At 38.4% G+C, this 25,253-nt stretch carries 25 protein-coding genes; 1 reads left to right on the top strand and 24 read right to left on the bottom strand.

From position 1 onward, the window contains the following. Positions 1–9 precede the first annotated feature (9 nt). The 20 genes from yabN to metG all read right to left on the bottom strand — a co-directional run bounded on the left by yabN (position 10) and on the right by metG (position 21,761). Entirely contained in the window at positions 10–1,449 is a 1,440-nt protein-coding gene (gene yabN, locus EDC24_RS12090) for a bifunctional methyltransferase/pyrophosphohydrolase YabN (protein ID WP_124222953.1), read from the bottom strand. Next, entirely contained in the window at positions 1,449–2,969 is a 1,521-nt protein-coding gene (locus tag EDC24_RS12085; RefSeq protein WP_124222951.1) for an oligosaccharide flippase family protein, read from the bottom strand. Before EDC24_RS12085 ends, yabN begins: the two co-directional genes overlap by 1 nt. A gap of 114 nt (positions 2,970–3,083) precedes the next feature. Continuing rightward, the gene (gene spoVT / locus EDC24_RS12080) at positions 3,084–3,617 is read right to left on the bottom strand and encodes a stage V sporulation protein T (RefSeq protein WP_124222949.1); all 534 of its coding nucleotides are present in this window, start codon (positions 3,615–3,617) and stop codon (positions 3,084–3,086) included. Positions 3,618–3,716: 99 nt separating this feature from the next. Next, entirely contained in the window at positions 3,717–7,256 is a 3,540-nt protein-coding gene (gene mfd / locus EDC24_RS12075) for a transcription-repair coupling factor (protein WP_245998155.1), read from the bottom strand. Between the two features lie 66 nt (positions 7,257–7,322). Further along, positions 7,323–7,541 carry an anti-sigma-F factor Fin gene (locus tag EDC24_RS12070; RefSeq protein ID WP_124222947.1) on the bottom strand — a complete coding sequence of 73 codons (219 nt, stop codon included), beginning with the start codon at positions 7,539–7,541 and terminating at the stop codon, positions 7,323–7,325. 69 nt (positions 7,542–7,610) lie between these two features. After that, positions 7,611–8,171 (bottom strand): aminoacyl-tRNA hydrolase, encoded by a 561-nt coding sequence (gene pth, locus EDC24_RS12065; protein ID WP_124222945.1) that lies wholly within the window; start codon positions 8,169–8,171, stop codon positions 7,611–7,613. A gap of 377 nt (positions 8,172–8,548) precedes the next feature. Further along, positions 8,549–9,196, bottom strand: a complete 648-nt coding sequence (locus EDC24_RS12060; protein ID WP_124222943.1) for a 50S ribosomal protein L25/general stress protein Ctc — start codon at positions 9,194–9,196, stop codon at positions 8,549–8,551. Between the two features lie 82 nt (positions 9,197–9,278). Continuing rightward, positions 9,279–10,232, bottom strand: a complete 954-nt coding sequence (locus EDC24_RS12055) for a ribose-phosphate diphosphokinase (RefSeq protein WP_124222941.1) — start codon at positions 10,230–10,232, stop codon at positions 9,279–9,281. A gap of 26 nt (positions 10,233–10,258) precedes the next feature. Further along, entirely contained in the window at positions 10,259–11,632 is a 1,374-nt protein-coding gene (gene glmU, locus EDC24_RS12050; protein ID WP_124222939.1) for a bifunctional UDP-N-acetylglucosamine diphosphorylase/glucosamine-1-phosphate N-acetyltransferase GlmU, read from the bottom strand. 157 nt (positions 11,633–11,789) lie between these two features. Next, positions 11,790–12,077 (bottom strand): septation regulator SpoVG, encoded by a 288-nt coding sequence (spoVG, locus tag EDC24_RS12045; RefSeq protein WP_124222937.1) that lies wholly within the window; start codon positions 12,075–12,077, stop codon positions 11,790–11,792. A 196-nt stretch (positions 12,078–12,273) separates the two neighbouring features. Beyond that, on the bottom strand, positions 12,274–13,089 hold the full coding sequence (gene purR, locus EDC24_RS12040) for a pur operon repressor (RefSeq protein WP_124222935.1): 816 nt from the start codon (positions 13,087–13,089) through the stop codon (positions 12,274–12,276). 66 nt (positions 13,090–13,155) lie between these two features. Next, entirely contained in the window at positions 13,156–14,004 is an 849-nt protein-coding gene (gene ispE, locus EDC24_RS12035; protein ID WP_124222934.1) for a 4-(cytidine 5'-diphospho)-2-C-methyl-D-erythritol kinase, read from the bottom strand. A 124-nt stretch (positions 14,005–14,128) separates the two neighbouring features. After that, positions 14,129–14,311, bottom strand: a complete 183-nt coding sequence (locus EDC24_RS12030) for a small, acid-soluble spore protein, alpha/beta type (RefSeq protein WP_124222932.1) — start codon at positions 14,309–14,311, stop codon at positions 14,129–14,131. Positions 14,312–14,417: 106 nt separating this feature from the next. Next, complete coding sequence (gene veg / locus EDC24_RS12025; RefSeq protein WP_054754934.1) at positions 14,418–14,672, bottom strand: biofilm formation stimulator Veg; 255 nt, start codon at positions 14,670–14,672, stop codon at positions 14,418–14,420. Between the two features lie 199 nt (positions 14,673–14,871). After that, positions 14,872–15,762 (bottom strand): sporulation peptidase YabG, encoded by an 891-nt coding sequence (gene yabG, locus EDC24_RS12020; protein WP_124222930.1) that lies wholly within the window; start codon positions 15,760–15,762, stop codon positions 14,872–14,874. Between the two features lie 63 nt (positions 15,763–15,825). Beyond that, the gene (rsmA, locus tag EDC24_RS12015) at positions 15,826–16,707 is read right to left on the bottom strand and encodes a 16S rRNA (adenine(1518)-N(6)/adenine(1519)-N(6))-dimethyltransferase RsmA (RefSeq protein WP_124222929.1); all 882 of its coding nucleotides are present in this window, start codon (positions 16,705–16,707) and stop codon (positions 15,826–15,828) included. Continuing rightward, positions 16,704–17,258 carry a ribonuclease M5 gene (gene rnmV, locus EDC24_RS12010; protein ID WP_124222927.1) on the bottom strand — a complete coding sequence of 185 codons (555 nt, stop codon included), beginning with the start codon at positions 17,256–17,258 and terminating at the stop codon, positions 16,704–16,706. Before rnmV ends, rsmA begins: the two co-directional genes overlap by 4 nt. Positions 17,259–17,506: 248 nt before the next feature. Then, entirely contained in the window at positions 17,507–18,715 is a 1,209-nt protein-coding gene (locus EDC24_RS12005) for a G5 and 3D domain-containing protein (RefSeq protein ID WP_124222925.1), read from the bottom strand. Positions 18,716–18,941: 226 nt separating this feature from the next. Then, positions 18,942–19,709, bottom strand: coding sequence for a TatD family hydrolase (locus EDC24_RS12000; RefSeq protein ID WP_124222923.1), 768 nt, complete (start codon positions 19,707–19,709; stop codon positions 18,942–18,944). A 93-nt stretch (positions 19,710–19,802) separates the two neighbouring features. Beyond that, the gene (gene metG, locus EDC24_RS11995; protein WP_124222921.1) at positions 19,803–21,761 is read right to left on the bottom strand and encodes a methionine--tRNA ligase; all 1,959 of its coding nucleotides are present in this window, start codon (positions 21,759–21,761) and stop codon (positions 19,803–19,805) included. A 266-nt stretch (positions 21,762–22,027) separates the two neighbouring features. Between metG and EDC24_RS11990 the strand changes: the two genes are divergently transcribed. Beyond that, entirely contained in the window at positions 22,028–22,306 is a 279-nt protein-coding gene (locus EDC24_RS11990) for a transition state genes transcriptional regulator AbrB (RefSeq protein ID WP_124222919.1), read from the top strand. Between the two features lie 38 nt (positions 22,307–22,344). On the opposite strand, the gene rsmI is transcribed toward EDC24_RS11990, so the two are convergent. From rsmI to EDC24_RS11970, 4 genes are all read right to left on the bottom strand, one after another. Then, entirely contained in the window at positions 22,345–23,220 is an 876-nt protein-coding gene (gene rsmI / locus EDC24_RS11985) for a 16S rRNA (cytidine(1402)-2'-O)-methyltransferase (protein WP_124222917.1), read from the bottom strand. Further along, entirely contained in the window at positions 23,189–23,977 is a 789-nt protein-coding gene (locus tag EDC24_RS11980; protein WP_124222915.1) for a tRNA1(Val) (adenine(37)-N6)-methyltransferase, read from the bottom strand. Before EDC24_RS11980 ends, rsmI begins: the two co-directional genes overlap by 32 nt. Before the next feature lie 76 nt (positions 23,978–24,053). Beyond that, complete coding sequence (locus EDC24_RS11975) at positions 24,054–24,392, bottom strand: initiation-control protein YabA (protein WP_425455190.1); 339 nt, start codon at positions 24,390–24,392, stop codon at positions 24,054–24,056. A gap of 28 nt (positions 24,393–24,420) precedes the next feature. Beyond that, positions 24,421–25,248, bottom strand: coding sequence for a PSP1 domain-containing protein (locus EDC24_RS11970; RefSeq protein ID WP_124222913.1), 828 nt, complete (start codon positions 25,246–25,248; stop codon positions 24,421–24,423). Positions 25,249–25,253 lie beyond the last annotated feature (5 nt).

Genomic DNA, 25,253 nt, shown 5'->3' with positions numbered 1-25,253 from the left:
TGACACTCCTTATAATTGTTTTGCTTTTTCCCAATATTGATCCATAACTTCTAATGATGCCTCTTCAATCGACACATTCTCTGATTCCATCATGTTTTCCAAGTTTTGAAATCGTTTAATAAATTTATCACAGGTTCTATGCAGGGCAACTTCTGGGTCGATCTTGTAAAACCTTGCAACATTGACTAATGAAAATAGTAAATCTCCAAATTCTAGTTCCGCTTCATCAATAGAACCATTCGATAACGCCTCTTCAAACTCCTCTATTTCCTCTTTTACTTTATCAAACATTAAATCCGCATCATCCCAATCAAACCCTACTTTAGAGACTTTCTTTTGAATCTCTAAGGCAAATAATAAACGTGGTAGGGATTCGTTGAGATCGTCTAATGCTGATGCAGCCTTCGGTTTACCCTTCTGTTTAATGGCTTCCCAATTCACTTTAACCTCATCTGATGAAGAAACATCTACATCACCGAAAACGTGTGGATGCCTCTCAATCATTTTATCTGTAATCGAACGAATCACATCGTCTACTGTAAAATAACCGTTGTCTTCTGCGATTTGGCTATGAAGCATTACTTGAAGTAACACATCACCTAATTCTTCTGCGATGTGTTCATCGTCTTCTTCTCCAATCGCATCAATCACTTCATAGGCTTCTTCTATTAAAAACTTTCTTAATGATTCATGCGTCTGTTTACGGTCCCACGGGCAGCCGTTCGGCCCTCTTAAAACACGTATGACTTCACGGATCGATCGGAATTGGTGATGCAATAATTCATCATCTGCTGGTTTCACATATAACGTTGTTAAATTTGAAAACTCGAAATGACGGTCCAATTCATAAAGTGGAACCGTTTTGACGTTTTCCTCTGATGAGCCAGCCTTCTGGATGACCTTAACTGGATAGTCATGAGGTAGATCTTCCATTAACGTTAGTTTTACTTCGGATGCTACTAAGGAATCGTACACTTGTCCAATAATTAAATGTTGGCGATACTCAATTTGACTTCGGTTCAAGCTTGTCCCATCTAAGAATTGAAACCCTTCAACCGGGTCAATACGAACAGCTGTAAAAATGGTATCTAAAAAACTCTGTCCACCTAATATTTCAACATGCACTTGATCTTGACTTAATAATAATTGAACTGTTCGTTCCGCAACCATTGGATGACCTGGTACGGTATAGATAATGTCTTCGTTTTGCCCTTTTTCGACTAACCATTTTGAAATGTTATTATAAACGGATTCAAAATCCTCGTGTGCAAGGTAGACATTATCCATGGACTCAAATGTGACACCTTCTGCCTTCAATTGCCCAACAACAGGATGGTCTAGTGTTCTCGTATATACGGTTTGCTCACCGTTAACTATTTGTTTGTATAGTCCAAGTGGCAGCTGATCAATCGTTCCTGTTCCAAGTCCTATTACCTTAATTGAACCCATTATGACGAACCCCTTTCACGATGTTTTCCTAGGACGTGCTCCCATTCTTTTTTCGAAAAAATATTTAAAAACCATAGTCCCATTATAATCATCACAACGCCTAATAGACATAGCCCTATCACAATTGGAAGCATCAGTAGTCTGTCGCTCACATTAAATAAACTTTGCATTCCATAGACGACAATGCCCATCACACTAATTAATGTTAAGGATCTTATAATAAAACCATAAGATATTTTTATCTTTGTGATCGTTTTCCACTTCCATAATAAGATCGCTAACAATAGGCCAACAGCTCCTATGTAAGCCACACTGGCCCCTATCAATCCAAAAGTTGGGATTAATAGTAAGTTTAGTGCATATTTTAAACCAACCATCAACAAAATCCACTTAAACTGTTTCACTCGATAATCATATGCTTGTAAAAACACGGAAACAACAACTGTCATCGATAGTAGAAAAACTAATAACATCATCAGTTGAATTGATAACATGCCGTCTTTTGTTTTGAATAATAGTGGATTTAAATAAGGCATAACTGCGATTAAACCAACAGAAGCTGATAATGACAATACAAACGTCCATTTAAATGCTAATCCCTGTTTCATATGGTTTTGATGAACTTCAGGTATTAACGCCAAAGCTAATGAAGACCCTAAAACAAGGCCTAATTGAATGAGTGAATGACTACGGTCAAAAACGCCTTTTTCAACTTTAGCTTCATCAAAACGGTAAGCATATGTCTCAAGTAACTCCACTAATGTGAATACATCAACTAATTGAAGAACTAAATGCAACATGTAATTGACGCTATAGATTGCCATCCCTATCAATAAGGATTGAATCACACGTTTATTAAGGTTAAGTCGGTTGCGACTAAATCGATGAGCATTCCGCTTATACAACCATAGTAAAGCAAAACTTGCGATAACAGTACCACCAATAGTCGCCCAAGCTGTGTAAGACCCAATGGCATACAAAGATCCTCTCCCAACATAAACGACGAAAAAAGTGGCACCAATAATACCTATAACACGAAAAAACTGCTCAATGATTTGCGATGCTGCCACGATATGCGATAAGGATAAACTCTGAAATAAACCTCTAAAAAGAGCCGTTACAGGAATTAACAGAAACATACCTCCGGCTACTTTTAAAGCACGACTTAATTCAGGATCTCCCATCCAAGCGGCCAACAAATCAGCACTTAAAAATATAGCTATGTAAAAAGCCATTCCTGCACCAAATAAAACCATAAATAACATGCCAACATGAGGTATGCGGACCACATTCGACTTGTGATCATTAACTGCAATGTGTGAAATAGCACTCGGAAGACTATAAACTGATAATATAATGGCAATTGATAAGATTGGATATATTTGTTGGTATATATATAAACCTTCATCGCCTGCAATATTTTGAAGCGGTACGCGATAAGCCATACCGAGAACTTTGCTTAAGAAACCTGCGATTGATAAGAAAAGTGCTCCCCTTACCCATAATGCCTGATGACTCATGACTACTCCGTCCTAATCTATTTTTCCCCATTATAGCATAGACTAACACCTCAACGTTGATGACGTCATACACAAAAAAAACAGTAAGGGAGCCCACCCTTACTGCTGAAAATATTATTCCATTTGTCTCGCCAAAAAATTAGCTGCAGCTTGACACACTTTCTCTTCAACATCTGATAACGACCCTTTTTCCATCAGGAGAATGACACTCCCAACTGGGTCACCATTTGATACAATAGGTTGGATAAGATACGATGAGACCGATTCTTCATGACCTTCAACGATTTCAACTGTCGATTCGTTCTTTTCAACTTTTCCCTCTCGCTTATCCATCGCCGCTTCAAGTTCTTTACCGATATTTTTATTTAAGTATTCCTTTTTGGAAGCCCCTGCGATAGCAATAATCTCATCACGATCCGAAATTAAAATTTTCTGTCCAAGAGAATCAAAGAGTGCATGCGCATATTCTTGGGCAAATTCACTAAGTTCACTGATAGGCGAATACTTTTTTAAAATGACTTCTCCTTCGCGATCCACAAAAATTTCTAACGGATCACCTTCACGAATTCGTAATGTTCTTCTAATCTCTTTAGGGACAACAACTCTGCCGAGATCATCAATACGGCGCACAATTCCTGTTGCTTTCATTTCTTGAAATCCCCGCTTTCTGTGGTGTACTTGCATTGGTGACGATTCGACCCGCTCGACACCTGCTAGTAATTTTTAGTATGAAACAAGAAGCGTAATCTATTCATAACTAGGCTGTTTTTTTGATTGATGTAGCTTTGAAAGGAAGTCCTCTAAAAGATTATAGCGTTCCTCTCGTTTTTGATGCTGAAATTGAAAGGCTACTTTTAACTTCTGTCCTTCGGTTCCAAGCTGTATCATTCGCCCGTATTCATTAGCTAACGCAAACAATTCTGCCCCATCAACTTTTTGACTTTCCTCAGGGTCCATTAAAAGGTCAATTTTATTTTTACGCTCATCCACATGCTCTATACGCTCTTGTTTGGCATACAAACGAATCCGTGCTACTTGAAGTAGGTCTTCGACTTCTTGCGGGTATTCTCCAAAACGGTCTAATAGCTCATCTTTTAAATCATATATATCTTGAAGACTCTCGATCGCTTGGATTTGTTTATACATTTGGATCTTCTGAGCTTCATCTGGTATATACTCAGATGGTATATAAGCATCAAGATTTAATGCCATCTCAACTTCAAACGGCTTCGTCTCTTCATAGGTTATTCCTTCTTGTTTTGCTTTAATCGCATCATTTAACATTTTAGAATACATATCAAAACCGACTGAATCAATAAACCCGTGTTGCTCAGTCCCAAGTAAATTACCAGCACCTCTAATAGATAAATCTCGCATCGCAATCTTAAAGCCAGAGCCTAACTCCGTAAACTCTTTTATGGCTTCAAGTCTTTTTTCTGCGACTTCTGATAACACTTTGTTTTGCTGATACGTAAAGTAAGCATAGGCTAAACGATTTGAACGACCCACACGTCCTCTTAATTGATAAAGCTGACTAAGCCCCATCTTATCTGCGTCATAAACAATCAGCGTATTGACATTCGGGATGTCCACACCGGTTTCAATAATCGTTGTGCTCACTAACACGTCAAAATTACCTTCTAAGAAATCAAACATAATCCCTTCTAATTGCCGCTCATTCATCTGGCCATGTGCATAATTAACTCTCGCATCATCAACTAACACATCAATCTCTGCTGCTATTTTTTCAATTAAGTCAACACGATTGTATAAGAAAAACACCTGTCCGCCACGGGCTAATTCTCGCTCAATCGCCTCCCGAATAAATGCCGGATTATATTCGACAACATACGTTTGAATCGGAAAACGATTTTCAGGCGGTGTTTCAATAACTGATAAATCTCTTGCCCCAACCATTGACATATGAAGGGTTCTAGGGATTGGTGTTGCCGTTAATGTTAGAACGTCCACATTTGCTTTCAACTGTTTAATTTTCTCTTTATGTTTAACACCAAAACGCTGTTCTTCATCTACGACTAACAATCCTAAATCTTTAAACTGTACATCTTTAGATAATACTCGATGCGTGCCAATCACAACATCAATTAATCCTTTTTTCAATTGATCTAGCGTTTCTTTCTGTTGTTTCGGTGTTCTAAAGCGACTTAATAGTCCAATATTGACGCCAAACTCCTGGAAACGCTCTTGAAACGTCTCGAAATGTTGTTGAGCCAAAATTGTGGTTGGTACCAATACCGCAACTTGTTTATTATCCATAACCGCTTTAAAAGCAGCCCGAATAGCGACCTCTGTTTTTCCGTAACCAACATCACCACATAATAAGCGGTCCATCGGGCGCTCTCGTTCCATATCCTGTTTTATTTCATCAATACATCTAATCTGGTCCTCTGTTTCCTCATAAGGGAATGCTGCTTCAAAGTCACGCTGCATCTCAGTATCTTTAGAATACGCATGTCCCTTAGACGCCTCACGCTCTGCATAAAGCTTGATTAAATCATCTGCAATATCTTCAACTGATGACTTAACGCGTGACTTAACTTTCTTCCACTCGCTTCCACCCAGTCTGTAAAGTTTAGGTTCTTTCCCTTCTGACCCGACATACTTTTGGACTTGGTCAATTTGATCGACTGGAACATAAAGCTTGTCATTACCGGAGTAGTTAATGACCATGAAATCTTTATGCTTGTCATCAACTTCTAATGTTTCGATTCCCAAGTATTTACCGATACCGTGGTTTACATGAACCACATAGTCGCCGGTTTTCAACTCTTGATAACTTTTAATCCGCTCTGCATTCGAAATTTTTTGTCGCTTTTTACGCTTTTTAGGTTTTTGTTTCTTAAATAACTCTTCTTCTGTTAAGACAGCCAGTTTAAAAGCTGGCATTTCAAACCCTTGATTCAGATTCCCTTGAACGACAACAGGCTCTTGAACAGGTAAGGAATGTTCCTGACTTACTCTGTGCGCTGTCATATCATAATCGTATAGAACTCTAACGATACGATCCATTCGTTCTTCATCAGCTGCACAAATGACGACCGAATAATCGGCGTTTCTCCAACGGTCGATTTCCCCTTTTAACATCGGCATTTGCCCATGGAATGTCTGCATTTGTCTACTTGAGATATTAATAATATTCTCAGGCTTCGTATTTGGAATATGCCTTAAAAATAACGAGAAATAAAGCTTCGGTTGATTAATTTTTTGCATGATAGTAGCCCAGTCAAAGGTTAACGTGAGGCCATTTACGATTGACTGGGTTTCTAACATATCCGTATACCAATTGGCTTCTTCTCGGTCTAATTGTTCTGCTGTTTCAATCACCCGACTCATCTCATCAAAAGCGACCATTGTGTTCTCAGGTAAATAGTCTATTAAACTATGTACGTCATCATAGAGTAGGGATAAGTATTTAATCATGCCAGGAAACTGTTCTCCCTGCTCCAGGCGTTCTATATCATAATGAATTGTCTCTTGTAATTTCTCTTGTGCTTCTTCGTCTTTTAGCTTCTTCAAAGACTTCGCTAAAAGTTTCCGAAGTTTTTCAGCAGCTAGGTCCATCTGATCTTGAGATAAGGTAAATTCATCAACGGGCCCAATGACGACTGAATCTAACTCTTCTTTAGACCGTTGGTTATCTGCATCAAAATAACGGATTGACTCAACTTCATCATCAAACCATTCAATTCGAATTGGATAATTCTCAGTTAAAGGGTAAAGGTCGACAATTCCACCGCGTCGACTCATCTCACCCGGAGCAGTCACTATATCTGATAATTTATAGCCCATGGAAACAAACCGCTCAATTGTCTGTTCGAAAGTATATTCCTGACCAGATTGTATTTCAACAGTTGCTAGTTCCTTCGCTCCCACAGGTGGTAACACACGCTTTAAAGCAGCAATTGGGGCGACTAAAATGCCCTGATTTTGTTGTTGCCATCTTTCCCAAACCTCGAGTCGTTGCGCTTTTAATTCAGGGGAGGCAGTTTCTGTTTCGGCTGCTAATAATTCATTGACTGGATAGAGTAGAACTTGGTCATGCTTTGATAACGCTAGCAGTTCTTCATAGACTTTTTGCGCTTGTGTTAGATTATGAGTTACATACAGCAATGGACGTTCTGTTGCCTCATGTACAGCTGTTGCTAACACTTGCCTTGTGGAATTTGTTAATCCAGCTATGAGCTGTTCATTCATCCCACTATCAAGACCTTCAATTAAGTTGACGATATCGTCTTGTAACGTGAAATATTCCTTTATATTTTGCAACAATGTCTCCCCCTTGATCGCTTCTCTTCAACAGAAAAATGCTTTGGCATGAACCAAAGCCTATGATTAATGTATGAATGTATCGTTTTCAAATAAATTGGGATTCTGTGTTAAGATTTCCTCGCAATGCTCACACACGAGTTGAACGAACACTTCACCTTCATCATTCATCTGAACAATATCTAATGCTGCAGGTTGTTGACCTAACAGTTCATAGACCCGTTGTTCATCATCAACAGCTCCCATATACTGTTGACAATGCCTGCATTTCATCGTAATAGACACGTCAAAACCTCCTTTGACAAACTATTAAATAGGTTTGCCAAAATCAAGGAGATTTATGCAACAAAAACGTTAAGTATTATACGTATTCATCACTTCTAAAAATGGCTTCTCCACCCAGTCCTCACAGGCATGATTTGATTTTTCTATTGCTTCTTCTACTGTCTTTTTCTCAGATTTCGGAAATTTGTTTAACACATAATCAACGACTGGAAGGTCCGAATCCGGACGCCCAATCCCAAATCGTATACGGTTGAAATCTTTTGTTTTTAATTGATCAATAATATTGCGAATACCATTATGACCTCCATGGCCACCTTTTTGACGCAAACGAATTTTTCCAGTTGGTAAATCAAGGTCATCATAAATGACGACTATGTCTTGTGGGTCAAGATCGTAGTAATCTGCAATCTTTTTCACCGCATTGCCGGATAAGTTCATATACGTTTGTGGTTTAACGAGCATCACTTTTTCTCCGTTTAAAAATTCAATCGTATAGTGAGATTCAAAACCACTTTTGTTAATCTTCCAGCCATTTTCAGATGCTATATGATCCACGACCATAAAACCGATATTATGGCGAGTTTTTCGATACTTAAATCCAGGATTCCCTAATCCAACAATACACTTCATTTTATGCGACTCCTTTTACAAATATGGTTCTCACATCACATTCTATTCATTCCATTTACTTTATCCTAACATTTAATGAAGCCAGAATGTAAAAATTGACATAAGAAAAGATCGAAGCCTAACATTGTGACTTCGATCTTTATTATGACTACTTTTTAAAAAATGAGCTCTGTATGAGTCTGTTGTTGTATTGCGATTCGCTTCCGATGGACGCTTTCCGCGGGCACGGCCTCAACTTCACAAAGCTCACTATCGTTTCGCTTTGTGTGATTTTCGGCTCGTGCTGTTCCCGCAGGAGTCGCCACCTCCGCTCATCACAATACAACAACTCAGTGATAATTCACTTTTTTACAACTCACTCTAGAACAGAAGTTATTTTATTCTTCGTTATCATCTTTTGATTTTTCGTTAATGACTTCAGGCTCTGCTTGTTCATCTCCAGCGCCTTCTTCACCCTCTTCAGGAATATCCTGTTGCTGAGGTGGTAAAACCGTGATGATCGTTGTATCATCTTCATCTAAAATTTCAAAGTTCTTACCAGATTTTAAGTCACTAACAAGAACACTGTCACCAATATTTAATTCAGAAATATCAATTTTGATCTCTTCTGGAATGTTTTTTGGTGTTGCACGAACGTTTAGTGTGTGCATCGCTTGCTGCTTCACACCGCCTTGTTTAACACCTGGTGCTTCCCCATCAAAGTTGATATTAACTTCAACATCTACTTCTGTAGACATGTCCACTTGATAGAAATCAACATGAATTAACTCATTCTTAACCATGTCAGATTGATAGTCATAAAGCATAACGTCTAATGCATTTTTACCTTCAACTTTTAATGAGAAAACCGCGTTACGGCCTTCTTCACGTACGTTCTTGATTAACTCGATACCTTCAACTGCAACAGTTACAGGCTCTTTACCTTTACCGTATACAATTCCAGGTACATATCCTTCTTTTCTTAATTGTTTTGTTTGTGATCTTCTTAAATCAGATCTGTCTCTGGCTTCTATAGTTGCTGCCATGATATTCAACCTCCGTATTTTTAAAAACTCTAATTTTTCATCTACCCTCTATTATACCTTTTTAAACTTAGATGTAAAATCTTTAGTCAAAAAGTGAGCTGATCGAGCGGTGCTCGTGCACGCGCTTAATCGATTCTGCAATTAATTTACCTACGGAAAGTTGTTTAATCTTAGGTGATTGTTTCTCTTCTGATAGCGGAATACTGTTCGTTACCGCTAACTCCTTAATTTTTGAATTGTCGATTCGTTCAATAGCTGGCCCTGATAGCACTGGGTGAGTACAACAAGCATAAACTGCTTTTGCACCATTTTCCATCATCGCATTTGCTGCTAGAGTGATGGTTCCAGCTGTATCAATAATATCATCGATTAAAATAGCTGTTTTTCCCTCTACGTTACCGACAATGTTCATGACTTCTGCCACGTTTGGCTTAGGACGTCGTTTGTCGATAATTGCAATTGGCGCTTTTAAGCGGTCAGCTAGCATTCTAGCTCTTGTTACACCACCGTGATCTGGTGAGACAACTACAACATCTTCAAGATTTTTCTCTAGGAAATGTTCACCTAACAGCTTAACACCAACTAAGTGGTCAATTGGGATGTTAAAGAATCCTTGAATTTGTGAAGCGTGCAAGTCTAGTGTGATGACACGATCAGCACCGGCCGTCTCTATTAGATCAGCCACTAGTTTAGAGGTGATTGGTTCTCTAGAACGTGCTTTACGGTCTTGCCTAGCATAACCATAATAAGGCATGACAATATTAATGGTGCGAGCTGAAGCACGCTTTAAGGCATCTACCATGATAAGTAGTTCCATTATATGTTCATTCACTGGTTCAGATGTGGATTGTACAACAAACACGTCACAACCGCGAATGCTTTCCTCGATATTAATTTGGACCTCACCATCACTGAAGCGTTTTACAGAACTTTTTCCGAGTTCAACACCAACGTGTTCAGCAATTTCCTGAGCAAGTTCAGGATTCGATTTTAGGGTGAAGACTTTTAAGTAAGGGTCATTGTAATGATTAGACATAAATTAGGGAACCTCCAAAAGATTTATTATTGACGTTTATTTAAACGTTCGACATAACCTTCTTTGTTTTCCTGACGCGATCTCGCGATGGATAAAGCCTTCTCTGGTACATCTTTAGTAATCGTTGAACCAGCAGCAACGTATGCACCTTTTTTAACGGTTACTGGAGCCACTAAGTTAGAGTTACAACCGATAAAAGCTTCATCTTCTATAATGGTTTTATACTTATTCTTCCCGTCATAATTAACGGTAATAGTACCACAACCAATATTCGCATCTTTTCCAACATCCGCATCACCAATATAAGATAAGTGGGAGACTTTACTATTAGTGCCAAGTTGTGATTTCTTAACCTCGACAAAGTTTCCAACTTTAACTTGATCGCCAACTTCACTCTCTGGACGAATGTGAGCAAATGGCCCAATATTAACCTCGCGACCAACTTGACTATTGGTAACGACACTTTGTTTAACAAGTGAATTCTCACCAATGATACTATCTGTAATTTCACTATTTGAACCAATGTGAGAACCTGTTTTAATGGTCGTTTCACCAGTAATTTGACATCCAGGTTCAATTGTAACATCAGATTCAATATGAACATCAGGCCCGATATACGTATGTTCAGGATTAATAAGTGTCACACCTTGACGCATGTGGTACTCATTAATGCGTGTTTGCATTGTCTTCTCTGCTTTAGATAACGCTACGCGGTCATTAATACCTATAGTCTCTTCAAAATTTGGTGTCGTATAAGCAATAACTTTTTCGCCACGTTCTTTTGCGATTGATAAAACGTCTGGTAAGTAGTATTCACCTTGGGAGTTATCATTAGAAACATGGTCTAATGCGTCAAATAAGAGCTCATTATCAAAGCAATACACTCCCGTGTTGATTTCATTTACCGCTTTTTCTTCTTCGTTGGCATCTTTTTGCTCAACAATTTTTTCAACTTCATTCTGACTATTTCGAATCACTCGACCATACCCTGTTGGGTCATCTAACTTTGAAGTTAACACTGATACTTGTGCTTGTTCTTCTTCATGTTGGTCCATTAACTTCTGTAAAGTTTCAGCCGTTAATAATGGCGTATCACCACATACAACAATCGTGGTACCTTTTTGACCTTTCAAATAAGATTCTGCCATTTGAACCGCATGACCCGTACCAAGTTGCTCTTCTTGAAAAGCATACTTCGTTCGGTCTCCTAACTGCTCTTTAACTAAGTCAGATCCAAAACCAATAATACTAATGATTTGATTTAAGTTTAAATGGCTTAATTGATCGACAACGTGCTCGACCATCGGCTTGCCACAAACAGGATGGAGCACTTTATATAAAGATGACTTCATTCTTGTACCTTTACCCGCTGCAAGTACAACGGCATATCTATTTGACATAAGTTATTCCCTCCAACACATACATCCACTTTTGAATATATCTTAAAATAATTGTGCTTGCAACTTAACTGGTGCTAAAAGATTAACAATTTTGTGAGAGGGGAAATTAATCACAAAAAAAGCCTAATCAATTACGATTAGGCTTTAAACATCACTATTAAGAAGCACCTGCTTCTTCATATTCAACTTCCTCACCGACGCGGTGGTATTCTTCTAAGACTGCATCTTGAATCTTACCACGTGTGTCAGAGTTGATAGGGTGAGCGATGTCTCTGAATTCCCCATCTGGAGTTCGTTTGCTTGGCATAGCTACAAATAAGCCATTGTTGCCGTCAATCACGCGAATGTCGTGAACAACAAACTCCCCGTCCATTGTGATCGATGCGATAGCACGCATGCGACCATCCGTGTTCACACGGCGCAATCTTACGTCAGTTACTTGCATTATGTCTCACCACCTTTTGAAAAATATAAATCAAGGTAAAGCATCGAGAAAATAGATTGAATAAAGAACTAAGTCAACCTAAAAAATAAGGACTTATGATATTCATTTCCACAAGTTTTTAAATTTTCCTGCAAATTTTTATAAAAAAATTTAAAAAAGTTGTAAAGAAAAGGAATCTTTTAGAGAAATAGGGAAACTATGATTGAAAATAATTTCCCTTTTCTACATTTATGGATTGTTTTACCTCATCAAGCTCAGTAAATTTAAGCAACGATGTATAGTTATGAACTTTTCGATCTTCGTCTTCATCATCTGCTTCAGCTAATACACCAATTCCTTGTACATTTGCATCAAACTCGTTCATTAAGTTCATCATGCCCTGAACTGTTCCACCAGCTTTCATAAAGTCATCTAATATAAGAACATTAGCCCCCTCTTCGATACTTCGCTTTGAGAGCACCATTGTTTGAATTTTTCTTGATGATCCTGATACATAATTAATACTGACCGTTGAGCCTTCTGTAACTTTTGGGTCGCGTCTAATAATGACTACAGGTGCACCTATAACCTGAGCTACAGCATAAGCTAAAGGGATTCCTTTCGTTGCAACCGTCACCACATAATCAATATGCTGATCTTGAAAAGCGGAAGCAAAGACTTGTCCAATTTGACGGACAAATTTAGGATCACCCAGGACATCACTCATATAAATGTACCCGCCTGGTAGGATTCGTGATGAATCTTGCAGACGTTCAATAAGGTCATTCATGTATTGATGAGCCATATTTTTCGATAAATCCGGTATGTATTGAACACCTCCAGCAGCACCTGGAACTGTCGTTAATCGGCCGATTCCCATTCTTTGAAACATGTCATCTATAATATCTATATCTTCGCTAATGGATGATTTAGCCGCATCGTATTGTTCCACGAAAAAAGGAAGAGAAAATTGCTGCTTAGGGTTTTCTATAAAAAAGTTAGTCATAGCAACTAACCGCTCACTACGTTTCATTTGATTCACCTCAAAATCCGAATAATATTAATCAATATACCATGAAAATAAGGTGAAATCCATACATTAGCGTAACATTCTGACTGAATATACATTTGAGCAGAAACCTCTTAAGCTGTTATAGACTCTGTCAGCTTTTTCTTTTCGTGATACCAAGGCAAATACTGTCGGACCGCTTCCACTCATTAAAACACCGTCCGCGCCAGTTTTTTGCATACGCTCCTTGATTTGTCTAACCCTCGAATGCATGTCCATGGTTATAGGTTCTAATACATTCCCTAATTGTTGACACATGTTATAAAAGTCTTGTTTTTTAAGGCTTTGAACTAAAGCCTCATTATTAGGATGTGTCATGTTTTGTAAATTAACTTTTCCATAAACATCTTTTGTCGACACCCCGACATCTGGTTTTGCTAATACAACCCAGCAAGGAGGCGGCGAAGGAAGATGCGTGAGCTTCTCACCACGTCCTTTAGCAATGGCCGTCCCTCCCATGACACAGAATGGGACATCTGAGCCAATTTCAGCTCCAATCTCCTGTAGGTCTTCAAGGCTTAAACCTAGGTCAAAAAGTCGGTTTACACCTCTTAGCGTCGCAGCAGCATCACTACTTCCACCAGCTAAGCCAGCAGCAACTGGAATATGTTTATCCAGAAAAATGCGAATGCCTTTCTGAATATTAAAGCGTTCCTTGAGGAGCGTTGCTGCTTGATAAGCTAAATTACGTTTGTCATTAGGTACGAAACGGTTTTCTGAAGCAATTTCTACACGATTTCCATTTATGATTTCAAAAGACAACCGATCTGCTAAATCAATTGTTGTCATAACCATCTCAACCTCATGATAACCATCATCGCGCTTATGTAAAACATCTAAGGTCAAATTAATTTTGGCTGGTGCCTTTTCGTAAATCATCTGCTTCACCTTCTTCAAGTTTTCTCTCAAATTGTATCACAATACACCGCTTCCATAAATAATCCCTTTTATAACCAACAAAAGGTAGTTCAATGGTTTATTTATACTAAAAAAGGATAGGCCATTAAGACCTATCCTTGTTCTGCATTTGCTCTTGTGCCATCTCTACAGCCCTTTTGACCATATTTCCAGCATCTCGAGACTTAATGCCACCCCATCCTTCTTTTTGTACCGTGTCGTAAAAACCTAATTCCTTTGCGATCTCTTCCTTAAAACGATCTGACATAATGCCTCTTCGTCTTCCCATCGGAAATCACAACTCCTTTGTCGTGTTTTACGACACTCTTAGTATATGTAGTTGCTGCAAAAGAATAATGGAAATGGATGGGGAAATTGTTTTTAAATGCTATGGGTTATGCCATCTTGGTGACTTCGTCTGTGAAGGTAATTTCAACTGTTTCAGTTAACACATCTGTGTAACTGTAAGAAACTCTTTCGAAGTTGTGCTCTTCTTGGTCGAGCTCAACAATAAAAACGGAAGGATACGTTTCAGCTAAAACACCTGAACGTTCAATCGTTTTACGACGTCCTCCGTTAGCTTTAAGCGTTAAACGCTCACCTATTCTGTGATCCAATACTTGTTTAATTTCAGCCAATGTTTTTCCCATTAGACTCCACCTCACTAAGAATAATATACCACACCAACGGCCAAAAAGTCAAATAAAGATAAATATTATAACAACTGCCATGAGTGCATGTCAACAAAATTTTAATCTTTTTTTAATTTTACCTAGTTTTCTAAAATCATACATCTATTTTCCAGAAACTTTCCCGCCATATTGGTGTATAAAAAGCACTTACTATAGTCTATTCATCTTTTGTTTTTTCGTTAGTTTTTGGTAATTCCTTCATGTAAGGTAGCCCAACTCGAAATAACCCCTTTGTTTCAATGCCTCCGATGCCTTTTTCACGAGTGATGGTTTTGTTAAGCACATCAAAAATATCTACTTTTTCTAAAAATGGTGTATAGCCCACTTTCGCTACGACATAAACCGGATCTAACGCGTGAATATTAACCCTCGTTGGTGAACTGGCAAAATTCGCTCCTGCTTTAATTAGGGATTCGAAATGCGATTGACAAGCGCCCGCAAAAATCACTAGTTGGTCTAGGTTAGCTTCAATTTTCCTTGCTTCTCTTACAGCCTCCACAAAATATTTGCTATTACGATAAGCTCTAATATCGGATTCAGTACCTTTTTGTTTTGAATAAGAATCATGACCTGTGATCACTAAAATATCTGGTTGAACTTTTTGCATTAACGGTTTGATTTTCTCAGGCATCTCTGATTCTTCAACATACATACCATGTACTTGTAGCCCTAATCTTTTATACAACTGTATACATTTCTTCAAAAACAGTGAATCACCGTCGATGTGCAATACTTTCGGGCAAATTCGAAACTGAGAAATGGATTGTTCTTTCTCAGACGTAGGCTGTGAATAATCACGAAATGAGCGCAAATAATAATCTTGACGAAACATTCGATAGGATAAGTCTTCTTCCATTTTCATTTCTTTGCGTCTTAGGAAACGATCGCTCTCATTAACCAGCTTTAAATCACTTAATGGCGCGTCCGCTCTAAGACGAAAATCTTCGCCAAACAAAATGGCGTGCTTTTGATCAACTCGCTGAATGCGAAATAATAAATCGTGATCGTATGAATGTCTAGTTACAACATCACCTTTTTGCCACTTCATAAAAAGAATCCCCTTCTCAATATCCTTCTCTTATACGATATTGAAAAAGGGGATGAAATGTGCCTATTCAGTTTGAATTAAATCATGGCAAGCGTTAGCTAATACAGCAAATTCATCAATAGATAGCGACTCTCCTCTGCGAGAGGGTTCAATGCCTGATTTTTCAAACCACTGTTGAATCATATCTTTGGAAAACCGGTCTATAAATGCGCGTTGCAAATTATTTTTTATCGTTTTTCGACGCTGGCCAAAGCTGGCTTGGACAATTTCAAAAAATAACGCTTCGTCTTTAACGTTGGCTAGCGGCTGATCGCGTTTAATTAATCGTAAAATAGCCGAGTCTACATTCGGTTGCGGGATAAAACACGTCTTAGGGACAGTCATGACCACTTTTGAATCGGTATAATATTGGACCGCAATCGATAATGAACCGTATTCTTTCGTATTAGGAGATGCCGCCATCCGGTCGGCGACTTCTCTTTGCATCATAACCGTCATAGAATGAATCGGTAATGGCTCTCTTAATAACTTCATTAAAATAGGTGTCGTAATATAGTACGGTAAATTGGCAACTACTTTAACAGAATTTCCCTCTTCAACATGCTTGTTCAAAAACGGTAAAAGATTAGCCTCTAAAATATCTTGGTGAAAAACTTCGACGTTGTCATATGGATTTAACGTATCATCTAATACGTCAATAAAACGTTGATCAATCTCAAACGCCAACACCTGCTTAGCTTTCAAAGCCAATTGCTCCGTTAATGCACCGATTCCAGGACCGATTTCAACAGCAACCGTATGTTCATCAATCCCTGCTTGGTCAACGATTTTTTTTAAAATATTAGCATCAATAATAAAATTTTGACCTAAACTTTTCTTAAACCCTAATTCATACTGCTTCATAATCTCGCGTGTTCTAGATAACGTTGCAATCGGCTTACTCACTTGGGTTCCTCCTTTAAGATTTCCTCCATAGCATTAATAAACGTTTGTTCCTCTATTTGAAACATATGTAGACGTTTCGATAGCTGTTTAGCATTAGCATAACCAATATTTAAACGTTCGCCTAGCTTCTCACGTCTATCCTTGGCCTTCGCACCACCGATCAGGCCATAATGTAATAATAAAGGTTGCCAGTCAGTCGTCTGCTCAGAGTCATCCGAAAGATGATACACCTGTTGAAGTGCTTCTCGAATATCTTGAACAGAAGCATGTTCAATTCCAACACCATTTTTACCTAACGCTTTTCGTTTAGGCAAAAAAGCATGCTTGCAGCCTGGAACATGCTCATCAATTAAACGCCTCAACCGCTCACCAGGATAATCTGGGTCGGTAAACACAATGACACCACGTTTGTCTTTGGCATGGCGAATTTGGTTATAGACGGATGTATTAATCGCTGAACCATTTGTTTCAATTGTATCAGCCTCAACCGCAAGCTTAATCCGAGCCGTATCATCACGACCCTCAACTACAATAACTTCTTGAATTTTCATTATTATATACTCCTAATAAGGTGAGAATAAAGTGCTCAGTTGTTGTTTAGTGATGAGCGAAGATGGCGACTCCTGCGGGAACAGCACGAGCCGAAAATCACGCAAAGCGAAACGGCAGTGAGCTTTGGGAAGTTGAGGCCGTGCCCGCGGAAAGCGCCACCGAAAGCGAATCACTATACAACAACGGGTTTTAACAAACAAAAATTAAGGATAATCCTTAGTATAGCAGGATTATCCTTAAAGTTTAATTATCCTTCTTTAAGCATTCTTACTTGGACGGATCGGTAACCCCAATTCCAAGCTTCTTGTTTGGAATCTACTAATATATCAATCTTCTTACCTTTAATGGCACCACCTGTATCTTTAGCAATAGCTTTAAAAGTATTATTACCAACTTTAACTTCTACGATTGAATCCAAAGGAATAACACTCGGGTCAACTGCTATAATGCGCATGCCATTATAATAAATCGTGTTAGAAACATCGACACCCGTAGCAGTACTTCCTGTGCAACCATCACAGAAAGCTGTATACTTGGTAGAAGTGAAATTCATCCATTCACCCTTAGAATCGACTAAGGTCACTGGAGCTTTTGTTCCAACAGCGACTACTTGGTTAACACTGTCTTCAACCACTTCTTCATCGACAAGCTCTCTTGAGACAACTTCGCCATTTTCCTTGGTCACTTCATACGTTTCAACTTTTTTACCTTCTTTACCAGACTTAACGACTTCCTGGTTTCCTCTTAACAAGTCAGAATCATTTTCTCTAACTGTTTCATAAGGTATTTCTACTTCTTCTGTAACTTTTTCCTTTGTTACACGTACTATATCTATAGAGCTTTGATTTTGAACTGAGTCATCTAATTCGGCATTGATTTGATCATGATCGCTCAGTTCAATGTTTAAATCCTTTAATAATTCACCGACACTTTGGTTCGTGACCATAGCTGTATGCTCTTCTCCGCCATCGTTCACGGTGACTTCAAAAGCTCGGTCAATGTCAATTTTTAAACCGTCTTTAATCTCAGCATTTAAATCTACTGACACTTGGTCATGGTCTGATAAGTCAATTGACTCTTCTTCTAAAAAATCTTTTACTTGTTCTTGAGTCGTGTAATACGTCTCTTCTTGATCGTCAATTGCTACATTGACTTCTTGTGCCTCTTTATACTCAATGACCATTCCATCTGTCAATTCATCTTCAAGACTGACAGACAATTCATCATGTTTAGATACATCTATTCCTAACTCATCCATTAACTCATTAACATTATTAGCAGCTGTTGTTTTCTCAACTTCTTCACCGTTTTGTACGACTGTAACTTCTGCTGTGATCGTCTCGTATGCTATGTAACTCGTTATGCCGACTAAAACGACTGCAGTTAACAAGATTAATAGAGTCTTTTTAATGTCAAACCGCTTCTTCACTGGGTTCGCACCCCCTGTGACGCTCATAATTAAGCCTCCTTATCTAGGTTTTGATTATATGGACGTTTGTCCTGAAAGTCAATTCATACCCAACTATTTTCATAGATTCTGTAGCTACATCCCTTGATACATCAGGCTTAAGGCGGAATATTAAGAAAATATTACAAAAAACACGCGTTAGGTATGTATCAGCATTGTAGTCAAACGATGCCTCTTTTATACCTACGCGTGTAAAAAATATTTATGTCCACATCTAACTAATTGAGAATACTTTTTTAGCATTTTGAGTCGTATGACTCGCCACTTCCTCTAAAGAAATACCTTTTAGCTCAGCAATTTTTTCAGCTACTAATTTGACATATGCTGGTTCGTTGCGTTTTCCTCGATTTGGGTGAGGGGCTAAAAATGGACAATCCGTCTCAATTAACAGTCGATCTAAAGGTACTTCTTCAGCAACGACTTTAGGATCTTTGGCATTTTTAAACGTCACAGGTCCACCTAAGGAGATGTAAAAACCGAGGTCTAAACACTCCTTCGCATAATCTACAACATCATTATAACAATGCATGATGCCGCCACATTCCTCTGCATGTTCTTCTTTTAAAATTTGGACAATGTCTTCCGTTGCTTCTCGATTGTGAATAATGATCGGCATATTTACTTTTTTAGCTAGTTGAATTTGTTTACGAAAGACTTCTTTTTGAACATCATGGGGTGATTTATCCCAGTGATAGTCCAGGCCCATCTCACCAATAGCAACTACTTTTGGATGGTCGCTTAACTCTTCAATCCAATCTAAGTCCTCATCGGTCATATCAATCGCGTCTACCGGGTGCCAGCCAACAGCGGCATAAATAAAATCATATTGCTCTGCAATTTCAAGCGCAAGCGGAATCGTTTTACGGTCAAAGCCAACGACAACCATTTGAGTTACGCCTGTATCAAGCGCACGTTGAATAACTTCGTCTCGGTCCTCCATAAATTGATCTGCATTTAAATGGACGTGTGTATCAAATAACATTATGTTCACTCCTATATCCTTTGAGTATCTACAGGTTTTTCAGCAGGTTTTCTGAATAAAAAGGGACGAATAAATCCGCCCCCTGTTTAATGTCTATTTAACTTTTGAACCATTTGGTAAGGTTTGATCGACTGATGTTAATGATAGGTTACCTTCATCATCTTCAGCTGCTAACACCATACCTTGGGATAATTCGCCACGTAATTTAGCTGGCTTAAGGTTTGCTACTAGCACGACTTTACGTCCAACTAACTCTTCTGGCGTATAATGTTCTGCAATTCCAGAGATGACTTGTCGTTTTTCATCCCCAACATCTAATTGAAGTTTTAACAGTTTATCTGCTTTCTTAACTTTTTCCACTTTTACTACTTCAGCTACACGAAGGTCTACTTTAAAGAAATCATCGATTGTAATTTCTTCAGACTCTTCTTCTTTTGATTCTTCTTCCTCAGCCTTAGGTTTAGCGTTTTTAGTCATCATATCTTTGATCGCTTGAACTTCTTCATCTGTATCCAAACGAGGGAAGATTGGTTTACCTTTCTTAACGACTTTTCCATTCTCAATGACACCAAATTGATTTAAGCTTTCCCATGTTTGTAGCTGTTCATCTTGAATACCTAACTGTTCAAAAATCTTATTCGGTGTAGACGTTAGGAATGGTTGTAACATAATCGCGATTTGACGTAAGGATTCAACTAGGTGAGCCATGACGTTTCCAAGACGTGCTTTCTTAGATTCATCTTTTGCCAACACCCAAGGTTCATTTTCATCAATATATTTATTCGTTCGACTGACGAACTGCCATAGCGTTGATAACGCAACTGAGAATTGCATATGTTCCATCGCTTCTGCAACCTCATCACGTGTTTGCGCAGCTAACTGTTTAAGATTCTCATCGTATTCTGTTTCATTCGGCTTAATTGCTGGGATCTCCCCGTCAAAATATTTATTAATCATCGCAACTGTACGGTTCAGCAAGTTCCCTAAGTCATTCGCCAAGTCATAATTGGTACGTTCAACAAAGGCTTCAGGTGTGAAAACCCCGTCAGAACCGAATGGCACTTCACGTAAAAGGTAATAACGTAAAGCATCTAACCCATAGCGGTCGATTAAATCAACCGGATCCACTACATTACCTTTCGACTTCGACATTTTACCGTCTTTCATAAGTAGCCAACCGTGAGCAAACACTTTCTTAGGTAACGGTAAGTCTAATGCCATTAACATAATTGGCCAATAAATCGTATGAAAGCGAACGATTTCTTTACCTACTAAATGTACGTCAGCTGGCCAGTATTTCTGGTAAAACTCATCATTGTCTGTGTTGTAACCTAATGCCGTTATATAGTTTGTTAAAGCATCAATCCATATATAAATCACATGTTTAGGATCTCCAGGAACTTTTATTCCCCATTCAACTGTTGTACGCGAAACAGCTAAATCTTCAAGCCCTGGACGAATAAAGTTATTCAACATTTCGTTTTTACGCGCTTCCGGTTGAATAAACTCAGGATTTTCATCGTAAAACTCAACTAACCGATCCACGTATTTGCTCATTTTAAAGAAATAAGATTCTTCTTTAACCTTTTCAACTGGACGTCCACAATCCGGGCAATTGCCGTCTTCTAATTGTCGGTCCGTGAAGAACGACTCACACGGTGTACAATACCAGCCCTCATACTCATCAAGATAAATATCTCCTTGTTTGACTAACCGATCAAAAATCTTTTCAACAACCTGTTTATGACGATCTTGCGTTGTACGAATGAAATCATCATGAGAGATGTCTAACTTATCCCACAATTGTTGGATACCAGTTACAATGTTATCCACGTACTCCTTAGGTGTAACACCATCCTCTTCTGCTTTCCGCTGAATCTTCTGACCGTGTTCGTCTGTTCCTGTGAGATACATGACATCGTAGCCTCTTAATCGTTTATAACGTGCCATTGCGTCTCCTGCAACAGTCGTATAAGCATGACCAATGTGTAAGTTTCCACTAGGATAATAAATAGGTGTAGTGATATAAAACGTGTTCTTCTCTTCGGGCATTTTGTGTGACCTCCTTAAAAATATTTAGTATGTATTTATTTTTTATTTTTCAGATATTTGGTAAACTATTGTATAGATGCTAGATACTATTGTAACTATTTCATTTTATTATTTCCATAACAAAGAAAAAATTCAACTGTTGCTGCTTTTAAAAACAGATATAGATACTTGACAGTAATGGAATTTTTTTGATTGACTTCCAAATTAAACAATGGTAATCTATCATCGAAAAGATAGCGAAACTATGATCGAGAGGAGAGAAAAAGATGAAATCTACTGGCATTGTAAGAAAGGTAGACGAACTGGGGAGAGTCGTTATTCCGATTGAATTACGTCGTACACTAGATATTAACGTCAAAGATTCCCTAGAAATCTATGTTGATGACGACAAAATTGTCCTCAAAAAGTACAAGCCTTACATGGCATGCGACATTACAGGTGAAATTTCTGATAATAACGAACCTGTAGGTGAAGGCAATATTGTTTTAAGTAAGGAAGGCGCACAACAATTAGTTGAAGAAATACAAAAGAAATTCAACTTATAAATGATTAAACCAGGTTACAGCTTTAGGCTGTAACCTTTTTATTTTTGGTGAAAACGTTGATATAGATCATTCTTAGACTCCCCACGTTCTTTTGCAACCATTTTAATGGCATCTTTCGTTGACTGACCTTGATCTAAGTAATGCTGGACATGCTCATGTAACGTTAAATCATGCCACCAAGCACTTTCTTCATTCTCAAACTCTTTCATACCTTCTACAATGATGCAGAACTCCCCTCGCAATTCCGCTTCATTCGATTGCATGTACGCATAAACTTCATCTAATGTTCCGTATATATATTCCTCAAACTTCTTCGTCAACTCTCTAGCTAGCGTTACCATTCGCTCTTTCGAATATACTTGATGTAAATTTTCTAAGGTTTGTTTAATCCGGTGTGGCGATTCATAAAAAATTAATGTGTGATCAACGTGACCTAGTTTCTCTAATTCTGCAATCATGTCTTTTTTCTTCCGAGGTAAAAACCCATAAAACGTAAACGTTTCAGATGGAAGGCCTGAACCGACTAAAGCGGTTAAAGCTGCATTCGCCCCTGGTAGTACGGTAACATCGATTCCTTCTTCTCTTGTCCGTCTAACGAGCTCGTAACCAGGGTCTGATACAATTGGCATGCCCGCATCGCTGACTAATGCGACGGATTTTCCTTCTTTTAAGTTTTCAATCAACGATTCTTCTCGTTGGTACTTGTTATGTTCATGATAGCTTACTAACGGCTTTTCGATGTGAAAATGCTGAAGTAACTTTTTCGTTTGCCGAGTATCCTCACACGCGACTAGGTCGACCAATTCTAACGTCTTAACGGCTCTAAACGTCATATCATCTAAGTTGCCAATAGGTGTAGGTACGATATATAACTTAGGCTCATCAGAGTCGAAACTTTTTTGAATTTGGACCATGCAAACGACTCCCTTCTTCGCCATATAAGATCTTGGCGACTTTCTCTGTATAGTTACCATCCTCATCATGTATATAAATCGGCGGCAACACTTTCATCTCTGGGCTTCCGTCACGGATAAACTCGATTAAGACAATATTCGCCTCACGTCCTTCTTTCGGATGGACAAGTTGCATCCGCTTCGGTTCAAGCTTATACTTTCTAGCCGCTTCAAAAATCTCCGCTAATCGGTTTGGTCGATGAACGATGGATACTTTGCCACCTGACTTCACTAGCTCACTACAAGACTTTAAAACATCATCTAACGTACAGTAAATTTCGTGCCTAGCGATAGCCAAGTGTTCATTATTATTTCGCTTGTCTAAATCAATCGTTTTAAAATATGGCGGATTACACGTTACTAAATCAAAGCGGTGATACCCCATTTTCTTTGCAAGTCCGATTAAATCTTCATTTAGCATTGTAATTTGGTCTTCTAATTGGTTGAGCTTCACATTGCGAACAGCCATATCATAGAGTCGTTCTTGCAATTCAACCCCGGTCATCGGGACTCTTGATTGTTTCGATAAAAATAAAGGAATAACGCCATTACCGGTGCATAAGTCTAAGATTTTTCCACGATTAATCGGTAAATATGTAAAATGTGCCAGTAATACCGCATCGATCGAGAAGGAAAACACAGACTGACTTTGAATAATTCTCCTTTTATGATCCGCTAATAAATAATCAATACGCTCATCATCTTTTAACTGAACCATTATCTTTTTCCCTTTCAAACTAAATTTAGACAAAAATGAAACACACCGTTAACCCGGTGCGTTTCCCCTTTCTTTCTTATCCAAAAAACTTTAAACAAAAGATGCAATCTTCTTCTTCTCTCGGCGTACCAAAATAAACATGGCAAATATGAAAGCCTTCTTCATATATACGTGCCAGGTTATCATAACCTTCTCCAACTGAGGATTGGCCATCTCCTTTTTGATCATCATTCGTTTTAATCTCTTGCTTCTTTTCTTCTGGAGTTAAATTGTCTAGCCGCTGACGTAAATGATGATTTTCATGTGCTAACTGATGATTTTCCTCAACTAGTTGGACTAAATCTTTTTTCAACGTCCCAAAATCTTCTTGGAGATCTTGAAAACGTTTTTCTAAATATGAAAAGCGTTCTAACATTTCTTTTTTATTCACGTCATCCACCTCGTTATTCTGTGGCTGGCACGGAAATGGCTCCTTCATCAATAAGCTCATCTAATGTGTATTCCACAACACGTTCAGGCTCTTCTAATTCAATTTGAACTAATTTCTCTAACATATTAAGTCCTACCACTTTACCTTTGCCACTAGAAGTCGTCACAGTATCACCGATGTCTGGTAGTTCACGTTTTGCATCTTCATACATATCATTCTCATATTTAAGGCAATACATTAAGCGACCACAAAGACCTGAGATCTTCGCTGGGTTTAAGGATAAATTTTGATCCTTTGCCATTTTAATTGAAACAGGTTCAAAATCGCCTAGGAAAGTCGAGCAGCATAACATACGACCACAAGGACCAATACCGCCTAACATTTTCGCTTCGTCTCGAACTCCAATTTGTCTAAGCTCTATACGTGTTTTAAATATCGCAGCTAAATCTTTTACTAAATCACGGAAATCGACTCGACCATCTGCCGTGAAATAGAAAATGATTTTATTTCGATCAAACGTGAATTCAGCTTCAACTAAATTCATATCAAGATCATGTTCTTTAATCTTCTCCACGCAAACACGATAAGCTTCTTCTGTTTTCTCTTTATTTTCCGTTACCGTAAGCTTATCTTTTTCATCTGCTAGACGAATAACTTTCTTAAGCGGAAGAACGACATCTTCTTCATCCACCTGCTTATTGGCAATGACAACTTTGCCGAACTCAATGCCACGGACTGTTTCCACAATGACATAGTCTTCAGTTGTCATCTTAGTATCTCCTGGATCAAAGTAATATATTTTACCCGCTTGTTTAAAGCGGACACCAATAATTTCTACCAAAACGT

The sequence above is a fragment of the Aquisalibacillus elongatus genome, assembly GCF_003843875.1.
Taxonomy (GTDB): domain Bacteria; phylum Bacillota; class Bacilli; order Bacillales; family Alkalibacillaceae; genus Aquisalibacillus; species Aquisalibacillus elongatus.
This window is presented reverse-complemented; position numbering and strand designations above follow the sequence as displayed.